The sequence below is a fragment of the Streptomyces sp. NPDC020884 genome, assembly GCF_044333935.1.
In the GTDB taxonomy this organism is placed as follows: domain Bacteria; phylum Actinomycetota; class Actinomycetes; order Streptomycetales; family Streptomycetaceae; genus Streptomyces.
In genome coordinates this window covers 98,424-117,048 of record NZ_JBIRRY010000002.1, presented here as the reverse complement: position 1 = coordinate 117,048, position 18,625 = coordinate 98,424, and the positions used below count along the sequence as shown (strand labels likewise).

Sequence of the window (18,625 nt, the reverse complement as noted above, 5' to 3'; positions counted from 1 at the left end):
GCGCACAATGGGGGCACGCACGGCTGAAGGGGAAACATGCCATGAGCGCCGAGGACCTCGAGAAGTACGAGACCGAGATGGAGCTGAAGCTCTACCGGGAGTACCGCGATGTCGTCGGTCTGTTCAAATATGTGATCGAGACCGAACGGCGCTTCTACCTCACCAACGACTACGAGATGCAGGTGCACTCCGTCCAGGGTGAGGTCTTCTTCGAGGTATCCATGGCGGACGCCTGGGTCTGGGACATGTACCGGCCCGCGAGGTTCGTCAAGCAGGTCCGCGTCCTGACCTTCAAGGACGTCAACATCGAAGAGCTCAACAAGAGCGATCTGGAACTTCCGGGAGGCTGAGCCCGCGCGGCCCCGGCGGGCGGCCGCCGATACGCGACGCGCAGTGAACGACCCGGTCACCCGTGTGGGTGGCCGGGTTTTCCACATCCGGGGGGTTGTCCACCAAGATCCACATCCTCGGTCCCGACGGGTCACAGTCGGTGCCGGAGGTGGTGCCGACATGAACGCACGGGGGGCACTCGGGCGGTACGGCGAGGATCTGGCGGCGCGGCTGCTGGCCGAAGCCGGGATGGCGGTGGTCGAGCGCAACTGGCGCTGTCGCGCCGGAGAGATCGACATCGTGGCCAGGGACGGCGACGCCCTGGTCTTCTGCGAGGTGAAGACGCGCAGCTCACAGGGGTTCGAACACCCCATGGCGGCGGTCGGCCCGGCCAAGGCGGACCGGCTGCGACGGCTCGCCGAGATCTGGCTCGACGGGCACGGCGGGCCACCGCCAGGCGGTGTCCGCATCGACCTGATCGGGGTGATCGTGCCCCGGCGCGGAGCCCCGGTCACGGAGCATGCCCGGGGGGTGTCCTGATGGGCTTCGCGCGAGCGTGTTCCGTGGCGCTGGTCGGCGTCGAGGGCGTGGTGGTGGAGGTCCAGGCGGACCTGGAGCCGGGGGTGGCGGCCTTCACCCTGGTGGGACTGCCGGACAAGAGCTTGGTCGAGAGCCGGGACCGGGTGCGGGCCGCCGTGGTCAATTCCGGAGCCGAGTGGCCGCAGAAGAAGCTCACGGTGGGGCTCTCCCCGGCCTCCGTGCCGAAGAGCGGTTCGGGGTTCGATCTCGCCGTCGCGTGCGCCGTGCTCGGAGCGGCGGAGCGGATCGACCCGGCCATGATCGCCGATGTGGTGATGGTCGGCGAGCTGGGTCTGGACGGCCGCGTCCGCCCGGTACGCGGGGTGCTGCCCGCCGTCCTCGCGGCGGCCGAAGCGGGGTACGAGCAGGTGGTCGTCGCCGAGCAGTCGGCCGGCGAGGCGGCCCTGGTGCCCGGGGTCTCGGTCCTCGGCGTCCGGAGTCTGCGCCAGCTCATCGCCGTCCTGTGCGACGAACCGGTGCCCGAGGAACCCGCCGACGACCAGGGCCGCCCCGACGCCATGCTGGCCGGGCTCATGATCCCCGGCTCGGGCCTCGGCGCGGGACTCGCCCCGGCCGCCGCGCGGGGCGACGGACACCGGCCGGATCTGGCGGACGTCGCCGGGCAGCCGCGTCCGCGCCGGGCCCTGGAGGTGGCCGCGGCCGGCGGACACCATCTGCTGTTCTCCGGCCCGCCGGGCGCGGGCAAGACCATGCTGGCCGAGCGGCTGTCGGCGGTCCTGCCGCCGCTGACCCGGCAGGAATCCCTCGAAGTGACGGCGGTCCACTCCGTGGCGGGCATCCTCCCCCCGGGTGAACCGCTCGTCTCCCGGGCGCCCTACTGCGCCCCGCACCACTCGGCGACCATGCAGTCGCTGGTCGGCGGGGGCAATGGGATCCCGAGGCCGGGGGCGGTGTCCCTCGCCCACCGCGGGGTCCTCTTCCTCGACGAGGCCCCCGAATTCTCGGGCAAGGCTCTCGACGCGCTGCGCCAGCCCCTGGAGTCCGGTCATGTGGTGGTCGCGCGGGCGGCGGGAGTGGTGCGGCTACCCGCCCGGTTCCTGATGGTGCTGGCCGCCAATCCGTGTCCCTGCGGGCGGCACACCCTCACCGGCGCGGGCTGCGAGTGCCCGCCCTCGGTGGTCCGCCGCTATCAGGCGCGCCTGTCCGGGCCGCTGCTCGACCGGGTGGACCTGCGGGTCGAGGTGGAGCCGGTCGATCGCGCGGACCTGCTGGGGCAGGGCGGCCGGGGCGAGTCGACGGCCGTCGTCGCCGCACGCGTCCGCGACGCCAGGGCGCGCGCGGCCGAGCGGCTGGCCGGCACCCCGTGGACGACGAACAGCGAGGTCCCCGGCCACGAGCTGCGGACCCGGCTGCTCGCGGCCCCGGGGGCACTGGCGGCGGCGGAACGCGACCTGGAACGCGGGATCCTCACGGCCCGGGGCCTGGACCGGGTGCTGAGGGTGGCGTGGACCGTTGCGGACCTGCGCGGCGCCGACCGCCCGGACGCCTCCGACGTGGCGGTGGCCCTGGAGCTGCGGACGGGCATCCAGCGCGGGGTGCCGATGGGGGTGGGGGAGCGGTGACCGGTCTGCGGGGGGAGCGGCGGTACGGGCCGGAGGAGGACGGGGAGCAGCGCCCGGGGGGCCGGGGCCGCGACCTCGACCGGCACCGCGAAGGGGACCGCCACCGCGACGGGTACCCCGGCCGTGACGCGCACCCCGGCCGTTGCGGAGACCAGGAGTCGGAGCGGGTGGCCAGGGCGGCGTTGACGCGGGTGTTGGAGCCGGGGGACGAGCGTGCCGGGGGCTGGCTCCGGCGGACCGGTGCGGTCGAGCTGATGCGGAGGCTCACCGTCGAGGACGGCTCCGCCGAGAGGCTGCCGGGGATGACCGCCGCCCGGCTCGGGGGCTACCGCCTGCGTGCGGCCGCCGCGGAGCCGGAGCGGGATCTGGCCGCGGTCGCCGCGCTCGGCGGGCGCTTCGTCTGTCCGGGGGACCCGGAATGGCCGAGCCAGTTGGACGACCTGGGCGACGCGCGGCCCGTCGGGCTCTGGGTGCGGGGGCGGCCCGACCTGCGGTTGTGGTCCCTGCGCTCGGTCTCGGTGGTCGGTGCGAGGGCCTGCACCCCGTACGGCGCGCACATGGCGGCGACCCTCGGCTCCGGGCTCGCGGAGCGCGGCTGGGTGGTGGTGTCGGGGGCCGCGTTCGGGGTGGACGGGGCGGCCCACCGCGGCGCGCTGGCCGCAGGCGGGGCGACGACGGCGGTCCTGGCCTGCGGAGTTGACGTCCCCTACCCGCGCGGGCACGCCGAGTTGCTCGGGCGTATGGCCCAACAGGGTCTCATCGTCGCCGAGTTGCCGCCGTCCGCCCACCCCACCCGCAGCAGATTCATTCTGCGCAACCGGGTCATCGCCGCGCTGACCAGGGGAACGGTCGTGGTCGAGGCCCAGTACCGCAGCGGATCCCTGGTCACCGCCCGCCAGGCGCAACGGCTCGGCCGCTTCGCGATGGGGGTGCCAGGCCCCGCCACCAGCGGACTGTCGGCAGGTGTCCACGAACTGTTGCGCGGTGAGGGCGTGCTCGTCACCGATGCCGATGAAGTCGTCGAGCTGGTCGGGGACATGGGCGATCTCCCGCCGCTCCGCCGCGGCCCGGTGCTGCCCAGGGACCAGCTCGACGCGGTCACCGCGAGTGTCCTCGACGCGCTCCCTTACCACGGTGTCACCCACCCCCGTGACCTCGCCCGCACCGCGGGGACGTCCGCGGACGAAACGCTCGGTCGACTGTACGAACTGCACTCACTGGGGTTCGTCGAACGCGAAGGCGACGGCTGGCGGTTGACGCTTCCTTCGGCACGCAACGACGACGCGCGGCGAGGCGATACTTGACCTGGAGCATTCGGGTGAAAAGGTAAGCCGATGGCCTCGCACGATCGATCGGTGACCTGCCCGGGACCCGCGCCCACGGCGGCGGCCCCGGCCCCGGGCGGGCGCGGACAGCGTGAACGGCAGAACGCAATCACGCAGCCTGGATCTCCCGTCCTGCGCGGACTGCGACGTTGCAGTCACGCTACGCTCACAAGGATTTCGCCCCAGACAAAAGTCCCCCAGCACTTCACGGCAGAACGGCTCAAGGCACCACATGCCCCAGCACACCTCCGGGTCTGACCGCGCGGCAGTACCACCGGTTGCGCGTGGCACTGTGCGCCCTCCCGCCCCCTCCTCCCTCGACGAGTTGTGGCGTTCCTACAAGACCACGGGAGACGAGCGGCTGCGGGAGCAACTGATCCTGCACTACTCGCCGCTCGTGAAGTACGTCGCGGGCCGGGTGAGCGTGGGGCTGCCGTCCAACGTCGAGCAGGCCGACTTCGTCTCCTCCGGCGTCTTCGGGCTGATCGACGCCATCGAGAAGTTCGATATCGAGCGGGCCATCAAGTTCGAGACGTACGCGATCACCCGGATCCGCGGCGCCATGATCGACGAACTCCGGGCCCTGGACTGGATCCCGAGGTCCGTCCGGCAGAAGGCGCGGAACGTGGAGCGCGCCTACGCGACGCTGGAGGCGCAGTTCCGGCGCACCCCGTCGGAGGCCGAGGTCGCCTCGGAGATGGGCATCGCGCTGGAGGAACTGCACGCTGTTTTCAGCCAGTTGTCGCTGGCGAACGTGGTGGCCCTGGAGGAGCTGCTGCACGTCGGCGGCGAGGGCGGCGACCGGCTGAGCCTGATGGACACCCTGGAGGACACCGCCGCCGACAATCCGGTGGAGGTCGCCGAGGACCGGGAGCTGCGAAGACTGCTCGCGCGGGCCATCAACACCCTCCCCGACCGCGAGAAGACCGTGGTGACCCTCTACTACTACGAGGGCCTGACCCTCGCGGAGATCGGCAACGTCCTCGGGGTGACCGAGAGCCGGGTCAGCCAGATCCACACCAAGTCCGTGCTCCAGCTCCGGGCGAAGCTGGCGGACGCGGGCCGCTGACGTCCTTCTCCCGGCTCTCTCCGGCCATCCGATCCGAGGCCGTACCCTTCCTCCGCGCACCTGCCGCCGTAGAGTGGATGCGTGCCCAGGATTCGAGCGGCCTCCGTGGCCGAGCACCGGACCATGCAGCGCGGCGCCCTCCTGGACGCCGCGCGCTCCCTGCTGTCCGAGGGCGGTACGGAGGCGCTGACCTTCCCCGCGCTCGCCGAACGCACGGGCCTCGCCCGGTCCTCCGTGTACGAGTACTTCCGCTCCCGTGCCGCCGTCGTCGAGGAGCTGTGCGCCGTCGACTTCCCGGTCTGGGCGGCCGAGGTCGAGAACGCCATGGAGCGCGCCGAGACGCCCGAGGCGAAGATCGAGGCGTACGTCCGCCGGCAGCTGGACCTCGTCGGGGACCGCCGCCACCGTGCGGTCGTCGCGATCTCCGCGAGCGAGCTGGACGCGGGCGCCCGGGAGAAGATCCGGGCCGCGCACGGCGGACTGATCGCCATGATCGTCGAAGCGCTGGGCGACCTGGGCCACACACAGCCGAGGCTCGCCGCCATGCTCCTGCAGGGTTCGGTCGACGCCGCCGTGCGTCGCATCGAACTGGGCGTCGCGGAGGAGCCGGGCGTCATCGCGGACACCGCCGTCGCGATGGTCCTGCGCGGTGTGAGCGGCTGACCCGGACGGCCCCCGGCTCCGGCACCCCGAACACCGGCAGCAGCCGCGAGGGCCCTCTCCTCAGCAGCGAGGGCGGCAGCAGTGAGAGCGGGTCCAGGTAGGCCTCGCCGCGTCGCAGCCCCCAGTGCAGGCAGCCCGCCGCGCAGTGGAACGGCCCCTCCTCCAGCACCCCGATCGGCTGCCCTGCCCGCACGCTCGCGCCCTTTTCGGCCAGTGCCCGTACCGGTTCGTACGTGGTGCGCAGCGGCGGCGTACCGCTGCCGGCCACCTCGATGGCGAGCACCCCGCGTCCCGCCACCCGCCCTGCGAACGACACCCGGCCGTCGGCGGCCGCCAGCACCCGGGCGCCCGGCCCCGCCGCGAGGTCCACGCCGCGATGGCCGGGCCCGTACGGGCCGGAGGGCGGTTCCCACCCCCGTGACACCGCGGGTCTCCCCGCCAGCGGCCAGCTCCGGCCGCCGCCGTCCCGGCCCACGTCCGCATCCACTTCGGCGTCCACATCCGCCTCCACGTCGGCGTCCGCGCCGGGGAGGGATGCCGGTGCCCCGGCCGGGACCACAGCTGCGCCCGGCGCGGAAGGACCGGTCGGGAGCGGCACGTACAGCAGGAGAAGCGGGAGTAGCAGGACGGGCAGGATCACGGGACGGAGAGCGGGGCGGAGGGCGGGGCGGAGGGCGGGGGAGCGGCGTGGGCCGGGCTGATGGCGCATGCCCGCCACGATGGCCCGGACGCCGGGATTCCGGGGATCACGGGCCGTTCCTGTGGACTACTCGCCGGTTGTGGACATCGCCGTCACCCGGCACTCAACCGGTCCCGTACACTTCTTACGGCGATCCGGGTCACCGGGTCGACTTCGCACGCCCCGCCACCTCCCTCTCTCGGAGGTGGCCGCGCTCCTCGGTCCCTCGTGGCACGGCGCGTCGGGGCGTCAGGCGCGAACGCAAACCTGCGGTCGCGATAACCGAGTACCTCAAGGAGTACGGCCATGGCCGTCGTCACGATGCGGGAGCTGCTGGAAAGCGGCGTCCACTTCGGTCACCAGACCCGTCGCTGGAACCCGAAGATGAAGCGCTTCATCTTCACCGAGCGCAACGGCATCTACATCATCGACCTGCTCCAGTCGCTGTCGTACATCGACCGCGCCTACGAGTTCGTCAAGGAGACCGTCGCCCACGGCGGCTCCATCATGTTCGTGGGTACGAAGAAGCAGGCCCAGGAGGCCATCGCCGAGCAGGCGACGCGCGTCGGCATGCCGTACGTCAACCAGCGTTGGCTCGGTGGCATGCTCACCAACTTCTCCACCGTCTACAAGCGCCTTCAGCGTCTGAAGGAGCTCGAGCTCATCGACTTCGAGGACGTGGCCGCCTCCGGCCTCACCAAGAAGGAGCTCCTGGTCCTCTCGCGTGAGAAGGCCAAGCTGGAGAAGACCCTCGGTGGTATCCGCGAGATGCAGAAGGTGCCCAGCGCCGTCTGGATCGTCGACACCAAGAAGGAGCACATCGCCGTCGGTGAGGCGCGCAAGCTCCACATCCCGGTCGTCGCCATCCTCGACACCAACTGCGACCCCGACGAGGTCGACTACAAGATCCCGGGCAACGACGACGCGATCCGCTCCGTCACCCTGCTCACCCGCGTGATCGCCGACGCCGTCGCCGAGGGCCTCATCGCCCGTTCCGGTGCCGCCACCGGTGACTCGAAGCCGGGCGAGAAGGCCGCCGGCGAGCCCCTCGCCGAGTGGGAGCGCGACCTGCTCGAGGGCGACAAGAAGGACGAGACCGCGGCTGCCGCCGAGGTCCAGTCCTCCGCCGAGACCGAGAAGGTCGCCGACGCCGAGAAGCCGGCCGAGGCCGTCGCCGAGGCCGAGGCCGCTGTCGAGACTCCGGCTGCTGCCGAGGAGCCGGCCGCTGCCGACGCCCCGGCCGCCGACGCGGACGCCGAGCAGGCCTGACACCCGTCACGGCTGCTGACGGCGGGGGCCGACGCCACAAGCGTCGCCCCCGCCGTTCACCCGTAGATCTTTCAGACTTCGAGAGAGACATACAGACTCATGGCGAACTACACCGCCGCTGACGTCAAGAAGCTCCGCGAGCTCACCGGCGCCGGCATGATGGACTGCAAGAAGGCGCTCGACGAGGCCGACGGCAGCGTCGACAAGGCCGTCGAGGCGCTCCGTATCAAGGGCCAGAAGGGCGTCGCCAAGCGCGAGGGCCGCTCTGCCGAGAACGGCGCCGTCGTCTCCCTCATCTCCGAGGACCAGACGTCCGGCGTCATCCTCGAGCTGAAGTGCGAGACGGACTTCGTCGCCAAGGGCGACAAGTTCCAGGCCGTGGCCAACGCGCTCGCCGCGCACGTCGCCGCGACCTCCCCGGCCGACATCGCCGCGCTCCTCGCCTCCGAGATCGAGTCCGGCAAGACCGTCCAGGCGTACGTCGACGAGGCCAACGCCAACCTCGGCGAGAAGATCGTCCTGGAGCGTTTCGCGCAGTTCACCGGCGCGTTCGTCTCCGTGTACATGCACCGCACCATGCCCGACCTGCCCCCGCAGATCGGTGTTCTGGTCGAGCTGGACAAGGCCGACGCCGGGCTGGCCAAGGGTCTCGCGCAGCACATCGCCGCGTTCGCCCCGAAGTACCTGTCCCGCGAGGACGTCCCGGCCGAGGTCGTCGAGGCCGAGCGCCGCGTCGCCGAGGAGACCACGCGCGCCGAGGGCAAGCCCGAGGCCGCGCTCCCGAAGATCGTCGAGGGTCGGGTCAACGGCTTCTTCAAGGAGGCGACCCTCCTCGGCCAGCCGTACGCGCTGGACGCCAAGAAGTCGGTCCAGAAGGTCCTGGACGAGGCCGGTGTCACCCTGAAGCGCTTCTCGCGCATCAAGGTCGGCATCTGAGTCCGTCCGGGCGAACAGCACGAGACCCGATAGGGTCTGGTGCAGTCGACGGCCGCACCCACGCCGGACGACCGCAGATCTGACGAGGAGGCCATTGCCGCTGTAGGGACACCAGACCCACCGGCAATGGCCTTCTTCGTATGTGCACGAGGAGAATTTCCATGGACAAGGGCGCGGACGCCATTCAGGCCGACGACAAGCGCGACGACGACAAGGGTTCCGGACGCTTCATGCTGAAGCTCTCCGGTGAGGCATTCGCCGGTGGCGGCGGCCTCGGCGTCGACCCCGACGTCGTGCACACGATCGCCCGCGAGATCGCCGCCGTCGTACGCGACGGCGCCCAGATCGCGGTGGTCATCGGGGGAGGCAACTTCTTCCGCGGCGCCGAGCTCCAGCAGCGCGGCATGGACCGGGCCCGGTCCGACTACATGGGCATGCTCGGCACCGTCATGAACTGCCTGGCGCTCCAGGACTTCCTGGAGAAGGAGGGCATCGACTCGCGCGTCCAGACCGCCATCACCATGGGCCAGGTCGCCGAGCCGTACATCCCGCTCCGTGCCGTACGGCACCTGGAGAAGGGTCGCGTGGTGATCTTCGGCGCCGGTATGGGCATGCCGTACTTCTCCACCGACACCACCGCCGCCCAGCGTGCCCTGGAGATCGACGCCGAGGCGCTGCTCATGGGGAAGAACGGCGTGGACGGCGTCTACGACTCCGACCCGAAGACCAACCCCGACGCGGTGAAGTTCGACGCACTGGAGTACGGCGAGGTGATCACTCGCGACCTGAAGGTCGCCGACGCCACCGCGATCACGCTCTGCCGTGACAACCAGCTCCCGATCCTCGTCTTCGAGCTGACCGTCGAAGGCAATATCGCCCGCGCGGTCAAGGGTGAGAAGATCGGCTCGCTCGTGAGCGACGCGAGCACCCGGGCCTGACGGCCCCCCAGGATGGACAACGGCCTGCCGGTCGGACACCGTGCAGGTGAGGACGCGACGCAGGACCCACAGGGCCGGACGATGACGACGCCGGGCCCACTCAAGACACGCAGGAGCACGTGGTGATCGAAGAAATCCTCCTCGAGGCCGAGGAGAAGATGGAGAAGGCCGTTGTCGTCGCGAAAGAGGACTTCGCCGCGATCCGTACCGGCCGCGCGCACCCGGCGATGTTCAACAAGATCGTCGCCGACTACTACGGCGCGCTGACCCCGATCAACCAGCTGGCCTCGTTCTCGGTTCCCGAGGCGCGGATGGCCGTCGTGACGCCGTTCGACAAGACCGCCCTGCGCAACATCGAGCAGGCGATCCGTGACTCCGACCTCGGCGTCAACCCGAGCAACGACGGCAATATCATCCGGGTGACCTTTCCCGAGCTCACCCAGGACCGCCGCAAGGAATACATCAAGGTCGCCAAGACCAAGGCCGAGGACTCCAAGATCTCGATCCGCTCCATCCGCCGCAAGGCCAAGGAGACCCTCGACAAGCTCGTCAAGGACAAGGAGTCCGGCGAGGACGAGGTGCGCCGCGCCGAGAAGGAGCTCGACGACACCACCGCGAAGTACGTCGCGCAGGTGGACGAGCTGCTCAAGCACAAGGAAGCCGAGCTGCTCGAAGTCTGATGAACGACTCTTCCTGGGGTGCCCCGCAAGGAGCCGGTTACTGGGGCACGCCCGAGATGAGGGCTGCCCCGGCGGGTCCTGCCCACGATGTGCATGGCGCCCAGCAGACTCGGCCCATGCCCAACGTGCCGGACGTTCCCGACGCAGGTAGAGACGCAGCCGACCGCGACGACCGGGACAGGGATGCCGCTCACGTCAGCGGCCCCCTGTTCCGTGACGAGATGCCGCAGGAGCCCATGTCCACCCCGCTGCCGCCCCCGCCGCAGAAGAAGCGTGCGGGGCGTGATCTGCGCGCCGCCATAGGGGTCGGCGTGGGTCTCGGCGCCGTCATCGTCGCGTCGCTGTTCATCGTGAAGGCCGTCTTCATCGGCGTGATAGTGGTCGCCGTCGTCGTCGGCCTCTGGGAGCTCACCTCCCGCCTCCAGGAACGCAAGGGCATCAAGGCGCCCCTGGTCCCGCTGGCCGTCGGCGGAGCCGCGATGGTCATCGCCGGCTACGCCCGGGGTCCCGAGGGAGCCTGGATCGCGATGGCCCTGACCGCCCTCGCGGTGCTGGTGTGGCGGATGACCGAGCCGCCGGACGGCTATCTCAAGGACGTCACCGCCGGAGTCTTCGCGGCGTTCTACGTCCCCTTCCTGGCCACCTTCGTCGCCCTGCTGCTGACGGCGGACGACGGGTCGTGGCGGGTGCTGACCTTCCTCGTCCTCACGGTGGTCAGCGACACCGGGGCGTACGCGGTCGGCTGGCGCTTCGGCAAGCACAAGCTCGCCCCGCGCATCAGCCCCGGCAAGACCCGTGAGGGCCTGCTCGGGGCGGTCGCCTTCGCGATGGTCGCCGGCGCGCTCTGCATGGAGTTCCTGATCGACGGCGGCGCCTGGTGGCAGGGTCTGCTGCTCGGCCTCGCGGTCGCGGCCAGCGCCACCCTCGGCGATCTCGGCGAGTCCATGATCAAGCGGGACCTCGGGATCAAGGACATGGGCACGCTGCTCCCCGGCCACGGCGGCATCATGGACCGGCTGGACTCGCTCCTGCCGACCGCGCCGGTCGTGTGGCTGCTCCTGGTGCTGTTCGTCGGCTCCGGCTGAGCGCCTCGGCACCACGAAACACCGTCCCACCTGCACGTTTTACGAGTGAGGGTCCGTTGTCCACAGGGCGGCGGGCCCTCACCCGTCTGTCTGCGACACTGGATGAACCATGCCTAAGCCCGGAGAACTCACTTTCGTCGCGCCCCGCGGAGCCAAGAAGCCCCCGCGGCACCTCGCCGACCTCACGCCCGCCGAGCGCAAGGAAGCGGTCGCCGCGACCGGTGAGAAGCCGTTCCGCGCCCAGCAGCTCTCGCAGCACTACTTCGCGCGGTACGCGCACGACCCGGCGGAGTGGACCAACATCCCGGCGGCCGCGCGGGAGAAGCTCGCCGAGGCGCTGTTCCCCGACCTGATGTCCGTGATCCGGCACATCAGCTGCGACGACGACACCACGCGCAAGACGCTGTGGAAACTGCACGACGGGACGCTCGTCGAGTCCGTCCTGATGCGCTATCCCGACCGCGTCACGATGTGTATCTCCTCGCAGGCCGGCTGCGGAATGAACTGTCCCTTCTGCGCCACCGGACAGGCCGGCCTCGACCGCAATCTGTCGACCGCCGAGATCGTGCACCAGATCGTCGACGGCATGCGCGCGCTGCGCGACGGCGAGGTGCCCGGCGGGCCCGCGCGGCTGTCCAACATCGTCTTCATGGGCATGGGCGAGCCGCTCGCCAACTACAACCGCGTCGTCGGAGCGATCCGCCGGCTCACCGACCCGGAGCCGGATGGCCTCGGTCTGTCGCAGCGCGGGATCACCGTCTCCACCGTGGGCCTCGTCCCGGCCATGCTGCGCTTCGCCGACGAGGGCTTCAAGTGCCGTCTCGCCGTCTCGCTGCACGCCCCGGACGACGAGCTGCGCGACACTCTGGTCCCCGTCAACACCCGGTGGAACGTCCGCGAGGTGCTGGACGCCGCCTGGGAGTACGCGGAGAAGTCCGGCCGCCGGATCTCCATCGAGTACGCCCTGATCCGGGACATCAACGACCAGGCCTGGCGCGGCGACCGGCTCGGCCGGCTGCTCAAGGGCAAGCGGGTGCACGTCAACCTGATCCCGCTGAACCCCACGCCCGGCTCCCAGTGGACCGCCTCGCGGCCCGAGGACGAGAAGGCGTTCGTCGAGGCCATCGCGGCCCACGGCGTGCCCGTCACCGTCCGGGACACCCGTGGTCAGGAGATCGACGGGGCCTGTGGTCAGCTGGCGGCCTCCGAGCGTTAGCCTCTCCCGGGCGGGCGGCCGAAAACCGCCGGTGTAGCCTGGGCCCGAAATCAACTTCATATTCCGACAGGGGAGCGCCACAGCGCTGAGAGTGCGGCACCAAGGACAGGTTGGCCGCAGACCCTCTGAACCTCGCCCGGGTCATTCCGGGTAGGAAGTTCGGACCTTACTCAAGCTGTTGCGCCCTGCCCGCTTCCGGTTCGCCGGACAGCGGGCGGGGCCGCGTCTCTTCCTGGTCACCTCCAGGAGGAATCACATGAACACCACCACGAAGTACGCGGCGACCGCGCTCGCCGCCGCTCTGGGCGTCTCCGTGCTCGCGGGCTGCGGCGACGACGGCCCGTCGGGCTCCGGGGCGTCCAAGGGCAGCGGCTCCAAGACCGTGACCCTGGTCAGCCACGACTCCTTCAACGCCTCGGACAAGGTGCTGAAGGCGTTCACCGAGGAGACCGGCTACAAGGTCGAGATCCTCAAGAGCGGCGACGCCGGGGCCGCGCTCAACCAGGAGATCCTGACCAAGGGCTCCCCGCGCGGCGACGTCTTCTTCGGCGTCGACAACACCCTGCTCTCCCGCGCCCTCGACAACGGTCTGTTCACCGCGTACGAGGCCAAGGGCCTGGACGGGGTCGCGGCGGACACGCAGACGGACGACAAGCACCGGGTCACGCCCGTCGACACCGGTGACATCTGCGTCAACTACGACAAGAAGTACTTCGCCGACAAGAAGCTCGCGCCGCCGAAGACCTTCGAGGACCTGCTCGAGCCCGCGTACAAGAACCTCCTCGTCACCGAGAACGCCGCCAGCTCCTCGCCCGGTCTCGGCTTCCTCCTCGGCACCGTCGCCACCCAGGGCGAGGACGGCTACGAGACGTACTGGAAGAAGCTGAAGGCCAACGGCGTCAAGGTCGTCGACGGCTGGGAGCAGGCGTACAACGAGGAGTTCTCCGGCTCCGCCGGCGGCAAGAAGGCCAACGCGGACCGGCCGCTCGTCGTCAGCTACGCCTCCAGCCCGCCCGTCGAGGTGCTCTACGCCGACCCGCAGCCCAAGGAGGCCCCCACCGGAGTCGCCACCGGCACCTGCTTCCGGCAGACCGAGTACGCCGGACTGCTGACCGGGGCGAAGAACGAGGCGGGCGGCAAGGCGCTGCTGGACTTCCTGATCAGCAAGACGTTCCAGGAGGACATGCCGCTCACCATGTTCGTGAACCCGGTCGTGAAGGACGCCGAGCTGCCGGAGCTGTTCACGAAGCACGGCGAGACCGTCGAGACGCCTGCCACCGTCGCGCCCGAGAAGATCACCGCCAACCGTGAGCAGTGGATCCAGTCGTGGCAGTCGCTGGTCCTGAAGTAGGGCCCAAGGAGAAGACCGCCCGCCCCGCGCCGCCCGTCCGGGGGGCCGGGCGGCGCGGGACCGCGGTGCGGCTCGGCCTGATGGCCGTGCCCGTCGCGTTCTTCGTGGTGTTCTTCGCCTATCCCGTGACCGCGATCGTCGGCCGGGGCCTCAAGGCGGGCGGCGACTGGCAGTTCGGGCGGATCGGCGAGGTGCTGGCCCGCCCGGACATCCTGGACGTCCTCTGGTTCACCACCTGGCAGGCCCTCGCCTCGACCGCGCTCACCCTGCTGATCGCCCTGCCCGGGGCGTATGTCTTCGCCCGGTTCGACTTCCCCGGCAAGCAGGTGCTGCGGGCGGTCGTCACGGTGCCGTTCGTGCTGCCGACCGTCGTCGTCGGGACCGCGTTCCTGGCGCTGCTCGGGCGCGGCGGGCTCCTCGACGAACTGTGGGGGGTCCGCCTCGACACCACGGTGTGGGCCATCCTGCTGGCCCACGTGTTCTTCAACTACGCCGTGGTCGTCCGGACGGTGGGCGGGCTCTGGTCCCAGCTGGACCCGCGCCAGGAGGAGGCCGCCCGGGTGCTCGGGGCCGGCCGGTTCGCCGCCTTCCGCCGGGTGACGCTGCCCGCCCTCGCCCCGGCCGTCGCCGCCGCCGCGCTGATGGTCTTCCTGTTCACCTTCACCTCCTTCGGCGTCGTGCAGATCCTCGGCGGTCCGGCCTACTCCACCCTCGAGGTGGAGATCTACCGGCAGACCGCGCAACTCCTTGATCTGCCGACGGCCGCCGTGCTGACCCTCGTGCAGTTCGCCGCGGTCGGCGCGATCCTCGCCGTGCACGCCGCGACCGTACGCCGCCGGGAGCGGGCGCTGAAGCTGGTCGACCCGGCCCAGACCTCCCGCCGGCCGCGTGGCGCCGGGCAGTGGGCGCTGCTCGGCGGGGTGCTGCTCACCGCGCTGCTGCTGATCCTGCTGCCGCTCGGGGTGCTGGTGGAGCGTTCCTTCGACGGAGCAGCCGGAGCAGCCGGAGCAGCTGGAGCTGACGGATCCGGCGGATCAGGCGGTTACGGCTTCGGCTACTACCGGGCCCTCCAGTCGGCCGGGTCCGGCGGCTCCTCCACCTTCCTGGTCCCGCCGCTGGAGGCCGTCGGCAACTCCCTGCGGTACGCGCTCGTCGCGACGCTCATCGCGCTGGTCGTCGGCGGGCTCGCGGCGGCGGCCCTGACCCGCCGGGCCGGGCGGCTGGTCCGCGGCTTCGACGCGCTGCTGATGCTGCCGCTCGGGGTGTCCGCCGTCACCGTCGGCTTCGGCTTCCTGATCACCCTGGACGAGCCGCCGCTCGACCTGCGGACCTCCTGGATCCTGGTCCCGCTGGCCCAGGCGCTGGTCGGCGTCCCCTTCGTCGTACGGACCATGCTGCCCGTGCTGCGCGCGGTCGACGACCGGCTGCGGGAGGCCGCCGCCGTGCTGGGGGCCTCGCCGCTGCGTGCCTGGCGGGAGGTCGATCTGCCGCTGGTGCGGCGGGCGTTGCTGGTCGCGGCGGGCTTCGCCTTCGCCGTCTCCCTCGGGGAGTTCGGCGCGACGGTGTTCATCGCACGCCCCGACAACCCGACCCTGCCGGTGGCCGTGGCCCGGCTGCTGGGCCGGTCGGGGGAGCTCAACTACGGGCAGGCGATGGCGCTCAGCACGATTCTGATGCTGGTGTGCGCGGTGTCGCTGCTGCTCCTCGAACGTATCCGCACCGACCGATCCGGGGAGTTCTGAACGACATGCTGAGCTTGCAGTCAGCCACCGTGCGGTTCGGGAAGCGGACCGCGCTGGACGCCGTGGACCTGGAGGTCGCCGACCACCGGATCGTCTGCCTGCTCGGACCCAGCGGCAGCGGCAAGTCCACCCTGCTCCGGGCCGTCGCCGGGCTCCAGCCGATGGACGGCGGCCGGGTGCTGCTGGCGGGCCGGGACCAGGCGGGCGTCCCGGTGCACCGGCGCGGCCTCGGCCTGATGTTCCAGGACCACCAGCTCTTCCCGCACCGCGATGTCGGTGCCAACGTCGCCTTCGGGCTCCGGATGCACGGTGTCGGGCGGGCCGAGACCGGACACCGGGTCCGCGAACTGCTGGAGCTGGTCGGCCTGCCCGGGGCCGAACGCCGCGCGGTCGCCGCACTGTCCGGCGGCGAGCAGCAACGCGTCGCCCTGGCCCGCGCCCTCGCCCCGCGCCCGAAGCTCCTCATGCTGGACGAGCCGCTCGGCCAGCTCGACCGCAGCCTCCGCGAACGGCTCGTCGTCGAACTGCGGACGCTGTTCCAGGAGTTGGGTACGACGGTGCTGGCCGTCACACACGACCAGGGCGAGGCGTTCGCGCTCGCCGACCGGGTCGTCGTGATGCGGGACGGCCGGATCGCGCAGGAAGGGAGCCCGCTGGACGTCTGGCAGCGCCCCGCCTCCGCGTTCGTCGCCCGTTTCCTCGGCTTCGACAACGTCACCGCGGCGACGGTCACCGGATCGGCCGCCGCCACCGCCTGGGGCAAGGTCCCGGTGCCCGAGGGATCCCCGCAGGGCGAGGTCGATCTGCTGGTCCGGCCCGCCGGGGTCCTGATCGGCGCCCCCGAGGACGGCCTGCGCTGCACGGTCGGCGTCCGCACCTTCCGGGGGAACCATGTGACCGTACGCCTGATGCCCGAGAACGCGCCGGTGCTGGAGGCCGAGTGCGCGCTGCGGGACACCCCGGACGAGGGCGCGGTGGTGGGCGTCCGCTTCGACGCGGCGGAGACGGTGGTGCTGGCGGACTCCGGGCAGCCCTCAGGAGTCTGAGGGTCCCCGCAGTCGGCCCTTCGGTGGCCCGAGGCCCCCGCAGTCGGTCCCTCGGTGGCCGAGGTCCCCGCGGTCGGCTTTCAGGGACCCGAGGTCCCCGCCACCACCAGACCCAGTTCGTACGCGAGGATCACCGCCTGCGCCCGGTCCCGCAGCCCCATCTTCGCGAACAGCCGGTTGATATGGGTCTTCACCGTGTGGTCGGTGATCGTCAGCCGGTCGGCGATGTCCGCGTTGGACAGGCCCCGGGCGATCAGGACGAGCACCTCGGCCTCGCGCGTGGTCAATGCGTCGATCGAGCGCCGCGGGGGAGCGCTGACCCGCTGCCGGGTGAACTCCGCGATGAGCCGCCCGGTGATCTCGGGGGCCAGCAGGGCATGGCCGTCCGCCACCACCCGTACCGCGTGTAGCAGTTCGGGAAAGGTCGCGTCCTTCAGGAGGAAGCCGCTGGCCCCGGCGGTGAGGGCGTCGTAGACATACTCGTCCAGGCCGAACGTCGTCAGCATCAACGCCCTGGTCGCCCCGCTCGACGCCGAGACGATCTCGCGTGCCGCGTCGATGCCGCCGAGCCGGGGCATCCGGATGTCCAACAGCGCCACGTCGGGCCGCAGTTCGGCGGCGATCCGGATCGCCTGCTCGCCGTCCTCGGCCTCCCCGACCACCTCGATGTCGTCCTGGGTGTTCAGCAGACCGGAGAACGCCGTCCGCACGACCGCCTGGTCGTCGGCCACCAGCACCCGGATCACCACGGAAGTTCCGCCTCCACGAGAAATCCGCCGGCCGGACTCCGGCCGGTGGTGAGGGCCCCGCCGAGCAGGGCGGCCCGTTCGGCCATGCCCACCAGCCCGTGGCCCGGCCGTTCGGAGCCGCCGGACGGATCGGGGCCCGGCCCGTCGTCGGTCACCCGGACCGTCAACAGGCCCGGACCGTAGCGGAGTTCCACGACCGTGCGCGCACCCGGGGCGTGCCGCCGGGCGTTCGTCAGGGCCTCCTGGACGATCCGGTACGCCGACAGCTCCCAGGACGCGGGCAGCGGTGTCCGCTCGCCGGTGACCCGCAGTTCCGCCGCACCGCCCACCGCCCGGTGCTGGTCGAGGAGGTCGTCGAGACCGGCCAGCGAGGGCTGCGGGGCGGTGAGCGGAGCCGGTTCGGCCCCGTCGCCCGTCCGCAGCACCCCGAGCAGTCTGCGCAGCTCGGCCATCGAGGAGCGCGCCGTCCCCGCGATCTCCTGGAAGGCGTCCCGTGCCGGGGGCGAGAGGTCCGCGGTCGTGTACGTGGCGCTCTCGGCCCGGACCGCGATCACCGAGACCGAGTGCGCGATCATGTCGTGCAACTCCCTTGCTATCGCGGCTCGTTCCGCCTCGGCGGCCTGCCGCCGCTCCATCGCCAGCAGCCGGGACTGGGCGGCGGCCCGGGTGTGCCGGGTCTCCTCGCGCGCCCGCACCGCGTCCCCCGTGCTCACCGCGCCCAGGATCATCACGGTCAGCACCAGCGTCTCGGCGTACAGCCCCAGGCTGAACCGGTCGGCGCCCTGGAGCGCGGGCAGCCCGGGGGAGCCGTCCCGGGCCCACCGGTCGATGTGCACCAGATTGACGGTCAGCGCGGCCAGGGAACCGGCCAGCACGAGGACGGCCGGGTGCTGCACCCGGTGCCGCCCCAGGGTGTAGCAGCCGATCAGGGCACCGGCGATGGTCGCGAACGCCATGTTGCCGTCGGTCCCGAAACTGAGCAGGGCCGCGCCCACCGTCAGGAATCCCACGGCGGGCCACGCCGCCCGCAGCGCCAGCGAGGCCGTGCAGACCAGCACCCCGAACGTCGTCGCCGCCGAACCCGGTACGAGGACCAGCTCCACGACGGCGAACAGCGTCAGCGCGGCCCCGGTCAGCCAGGCGTACGAGGGCGCCGCCGCCCAGTGCCGCAGCCGCCTCCGCACCCTGCGGTCCGGCGGCGGCGGGGCGGCGGTGGCGACCGGGCGGTCCGGCGTGATGGTGCGCGTCATGGGGAGATTCTTCGTCACCCCGGGGACCGGCGCATCGGAGCACGGGTGGAATTCGCGGCGCCGTCTCATGCCACGGGTTGAGCCGGAGGACCGGACGGTGGTGTGACGATCCGTGAACGGTCCGTTCCTAGCCTC

Annotated in this window: 18 protein-coding genes and 1 riboswitch; of the genes, 15 read left to right on the top strand and 3 right to left on the bottom strand. The window is 71.4% G+C overall.

All coding sequences use genetic code 11. The features are described 5' to 3' along the window. Window positions 1–41 precede the first annotated feature (41 nt). The 6 genes from ACH4UK_RS07360 (at window position 42) to ACH4UK_RS07335 (ending at window position 5,549) form a co-directional block, all read left to right on the top strand. The gene (locus tag ACH4UK_RS07360; RefSeq protein ID WP_003965949.1) at window positions 42–350 is read left to right on the top strand and encodes a DUF2469 domain-containing protein; all 309 of its coding nucleotides are present in this window, start codon (window positions 42–44) and stop codon (window positions 348–350) included. Window positions 351–510: 160 nt separating this feature from the next. Beyond that, the gene (locus ACH4UK_RS07355; protein ID WP_398355039.1) at window positions 511–870 is read left to right on the top strand and encodes a YraN family protein; all 360 of its coding nucleotides are present in this window, start codon (window positions 511–513) and stop codon (window positions 868–870) included. After that, entirely contained in the window at window positions 870–2,492 is a 1,623-nt protein-coding gene (locus tag ACH4UK_RS07350; RefSeq protein ID WP_398355038.1) for a YifB family Mg chelatase-like AAA ATPase, read from the top strand. The genes ACH4UK_RS07355 and ACH4UK_RS07350 overlap by 1 nt, the downstream gene beginning before the upstream one ends. 191 nt (window positions 2,493–2,683) lie before the next feature. Further along, complete coding sequence (gene dprA, locus ACH4UK_RS07345) at window positions 2,684–3,796, top strand: DNA-processing protein DprA (RefSeq protein WP_398355696.1); 1,113 nt, start codon at window positions 2,684–2,686, stop codon at window positions 3,794–3,796. A 253-nt stretch (window positions 3,797–4,049) separates the two neighbouring features. Then, a complete protein-coding gene (gene whiG, locus ACH4UK_RS07340; protein ID WP_003965944.1) occupies window positions 4,050–4,886 on the top strand; it encodes an RNA polymerase sigma factor WhiG in 837 nt (278 codons plus the stop codon). 105 nt (window positions 4,887–4,991) lie between these two features. Next, window positions 4,992–5,549, top strand: a complete 558-nt coding sequence (locus ACH4UK_RS07335) for a TetR/AcrR family transcriptional regulator (protein ID WP_398355695.1) — start codon at window positions 4,992–4,994, stop codon at window positions 5,547–5,549. Here the strand turns inward: ACH4UK_RS07335 and ACH4UK_RS07330 are convergent. Further along, entirely contained in the window at window positions 5,500–6,258 is a 759-nt protein-coding gene (locus ACH4UK_RS07330; protein ID WP_398355037.1) for a murein hydrolase activator EnvC family protein, read from the bottom strand. The genes ACH4UK_RS07335 and ACH4UK_RS07330 overlap by 50 nt on opposite strands. Window positions 6,259–6,534: 276 nt before the next feature. Between ACH4UK_RS07330 and rpsB the strand changes: the two genes are divergently transcribed. The 9 genes from rpsB (at window position 6,535) to ACH4UK_RS07285 (ending at window position 16,491) form a co-directional block, all read left to right on the top strand. Beyond that, on the top strand, window positions 6,535–7,497 hold the full coding sequence (gene rpsB / locus ACH4UK_RS07325; protein WP_398355036.1) for a 30S ribosomal protein S2: 963 nt from the start codon (window positions 6,535–6,537) through the stop codon (window positions 7,495–7,497). A 99-nt stretch (window positions 7,498–7,596) separates the two neighbouring features. Further along, complete coding sequence (tsf, locus tag ACH4UK_RS07320; RefSeq protein ID WP_398355035.1) at window positions 7,597–8,433, top strand: translation elongation factor Ts; 837 nt, start codon at window positions 7,597–7,599, stop codon at window positions 8,431–8,433. Window positions 8,434–8,594: 161 nt separating this feature from the next. Continuing rightward, window positions 8,595–9,371 carry a UMP kinase gene (pyrH, locus tag ACH4UK_RS07315; RefSeq protein ID WP_398355034.1) on the top strand — a complete coding sequence of 259 codons (777 nt, stop codon included), beginning with the start codon at window positions 8,595–8,597 and terminating at the stop codon, window positions 9,369–9,371. A 122-nt stretch (window positions 9,372–9,493) separates the two neighbouring features. After that, window positions 9,494–10,051, top strand: coding sequence for a ribosome recycling factor (gene frr, locus ACH4UK_RS07310; protein WP_018960718.1), 558 nt, complete (start codon window positions 9,494–9,496; stop codon window positions 10,049–10,051). Then, window positions 10,051–11,136, top strand: coding sequence for a phosphatidate cytidylyltransferase (locus ACH4UK_RS07305; protein ID WP_398355033.1), 1,086 nt, complete (start codon window positions 10,051–10,053; stop codon window positions 11,134–11,136). The genes frr and ACH4UK_RS07305 overlap by 1 nt, the downstream gene beginning before the upstream one ends. 109 nt (window positions 11,137–11,245) lie before the next feature. Then, window positions 11,246–12,352: a 23S rRNA (adenine(2503)-C(2))-methyltransferase RlmN gene (gene rlmN, locus ACH4UK_RS07300; RefSeq protein WP_398355032.1), complete on the top strand. Its 1,107-nt coding sequence runs from the start codon at window positions 11,246–11,248 to the stop codon at window positions 12,350–12,352. A 58-nt stretch (window positions 12,353–12,410) separates the two neighbouring features. After that, window positions 12,411–12,527, top strand: a riboswitch (TPP riboswitch). Window positions 12,528–12,608: 81 nt separating this feature from the next. Further along, a complete protein-coding gene (locus ACH4UK_RS07295) occupies window positions 12,609–13,703 on the top strand; it encodes a thiamine ABC transporter substrate binding subunit (protein WP_398355031.1) in 1,095 nt (364 codons plus the stop codon). 80 nt (window positions 13,704–13,783) lie between these two features. Then, the gene (locus ACH4UK_RS07290; RefSeq protein WP_398355694.1) at window positions 13,784–15,445 is read left to right on the top strand and encodes an ABC transporter permease; all 1,662 of its coding nucleotides are present in this window, start codon (window positions 13,784–13,786) and stop codon (window positions 15,443–15,445) included. Window positions 15,446–15,450: 5 nt separating this feature from the next. After that, window positions 15,451–16,491 (top strand): ABC transporter ATP-binding protein, encoded by a 1,041-nt coding sequence (locus ACH4UK_RS07285; protein WP_398355030.1) that lies wholly within the window; start codon window positions 15,451–15,453, stop codon window positions 16,489–16,491. An 80-nt stretch (window positions 16,492–16,571) separates the two neighbouring features. Here ACH4UK_RS07285 and ACH4UK_RS07280 read toward each other — a convergent pair whose 3' ends face one another. Beyond that, the gene (locus ACH4UK_RS07280) at window positions 16,572–17,240 is read right to left on the bottom strand and encodes a response regulator (RefSeq protein ID WP_398355029.1); all 669 of its coding nucleotides are present in this window, start codon (window positions 17,238–17,240) and stop codon (window positions 16,572–16,574) included. Then, window positions 17,234–18,490, bottom strand: a complete 1,257-nt coding sequence (locus ACH4UK_RS07275; RefSeq protein ID WP_398355028.1) for a sensor histidine kinase — start codon at window positions 18,488–18,490, stop codon at window positions 17,234–17,236. The genes ACH4UK_RS07280 and ACH4UK_RS07275 overlap by 7 nt, the downstream gene beginning before the upstream one ends. Window positions 18,491–18,625 lie beyond the last annotated feature (135 nt).

Coding starts and splice junctions, on each gene's coding strand:
- ACH4UK_RS07360 (WP_003965949.1), top strand. CDS start 42: ATGAGCGCCGAGGACCTCGAGAAGTACGAGACCGAGATGGAGCTGAAG.
- ACH4UK_RS07305 (WP_398355033.1), top strand. CDS start 10,051: ATGAACGACTCTTCCTGGGGTGCCCCGCAAGGAGCCGGTTACTGGGGC.
- ACH4UK_RS07295 (WP_398355031.1), top strand. CDS start 12,609: ATGAACACCACCACGAAGTACGCGGCGACCGCGCTCGCCGCCGCTCTG.
- pyrH (WP_398355034.1), top strand. CDS start 8,595: ATGGACAAGGGCGCGGACGCCATTCAGGCCGACGACAAGCGCGACGAC.
- ACH4UK_RS07285 (WP_398355030.1), top strand. CDS start 15,451: ATGCTGAGCTTGCAGTCAGCCACCGTGCGGTTCGGGAAGCGGACCGCG.
- ACH4UK_RS07275 (WP_398355028.1), bottom strand. CDS start 18,490: ATGACGCGCACCATCACGCCGGACCGCCCGGTCGCCACCGCCGCCCCG.
- rlmN (WP_398355032.1), top strand. CDS start 11,246: ATGCCTAAGCCCGGAGAACTCACTTTCGTCGCGCCCCGCGGAGCCAAG.
- ACH4UK_RS07330 (WP_398355037.1), bottom strand. CDS start 6,258: ATGCGCCATCAGCCCGGCCCACGCCGCTCCCCCGCCCTCCGCCCCGCC.
- ACH4UK_RS07350 (WP_398355038.1), top strand. CDS start 870: ATGGGCTTCGCGCGAGCGTGTTCCGTGGCGCTGGTCGGCGTCGAGGGC.
- ACH4UK_RS07290 (WP_398355694.1), top strand. CDS start 13,784: ATGGCCGTGCCCGTCGCGTTCTTCGTGGTGTTCTTCGCCTATCCCGTG.
- ACH4UK_RS07355 (WP_398355039.1), top strand. CDS start 511: ATGAACGCACGGGGGGCACTCGGGCGGTACGGCGAGGATCTGGCGGCG.
- rpsB (WP_398355036.1), top strand. CDS start 6,535: ATGGCCGTCGTCACGATGCGGGAGCTGCTGGAAAGCGGCGTCCACTTC.
- whiG (WP_003965944.1), top strand. CDS start 4,050: ATGCCCCAGCACACCTCCGGGTCTGACCGCGCGGCAGTACCACCGGTT.
- tsf (WP_398355035.1), top strand. CDS start 7,597: ATGGCGAACTACACCGCCGCTGACGTCAAGAAGCTCCGCGAGCTCACC.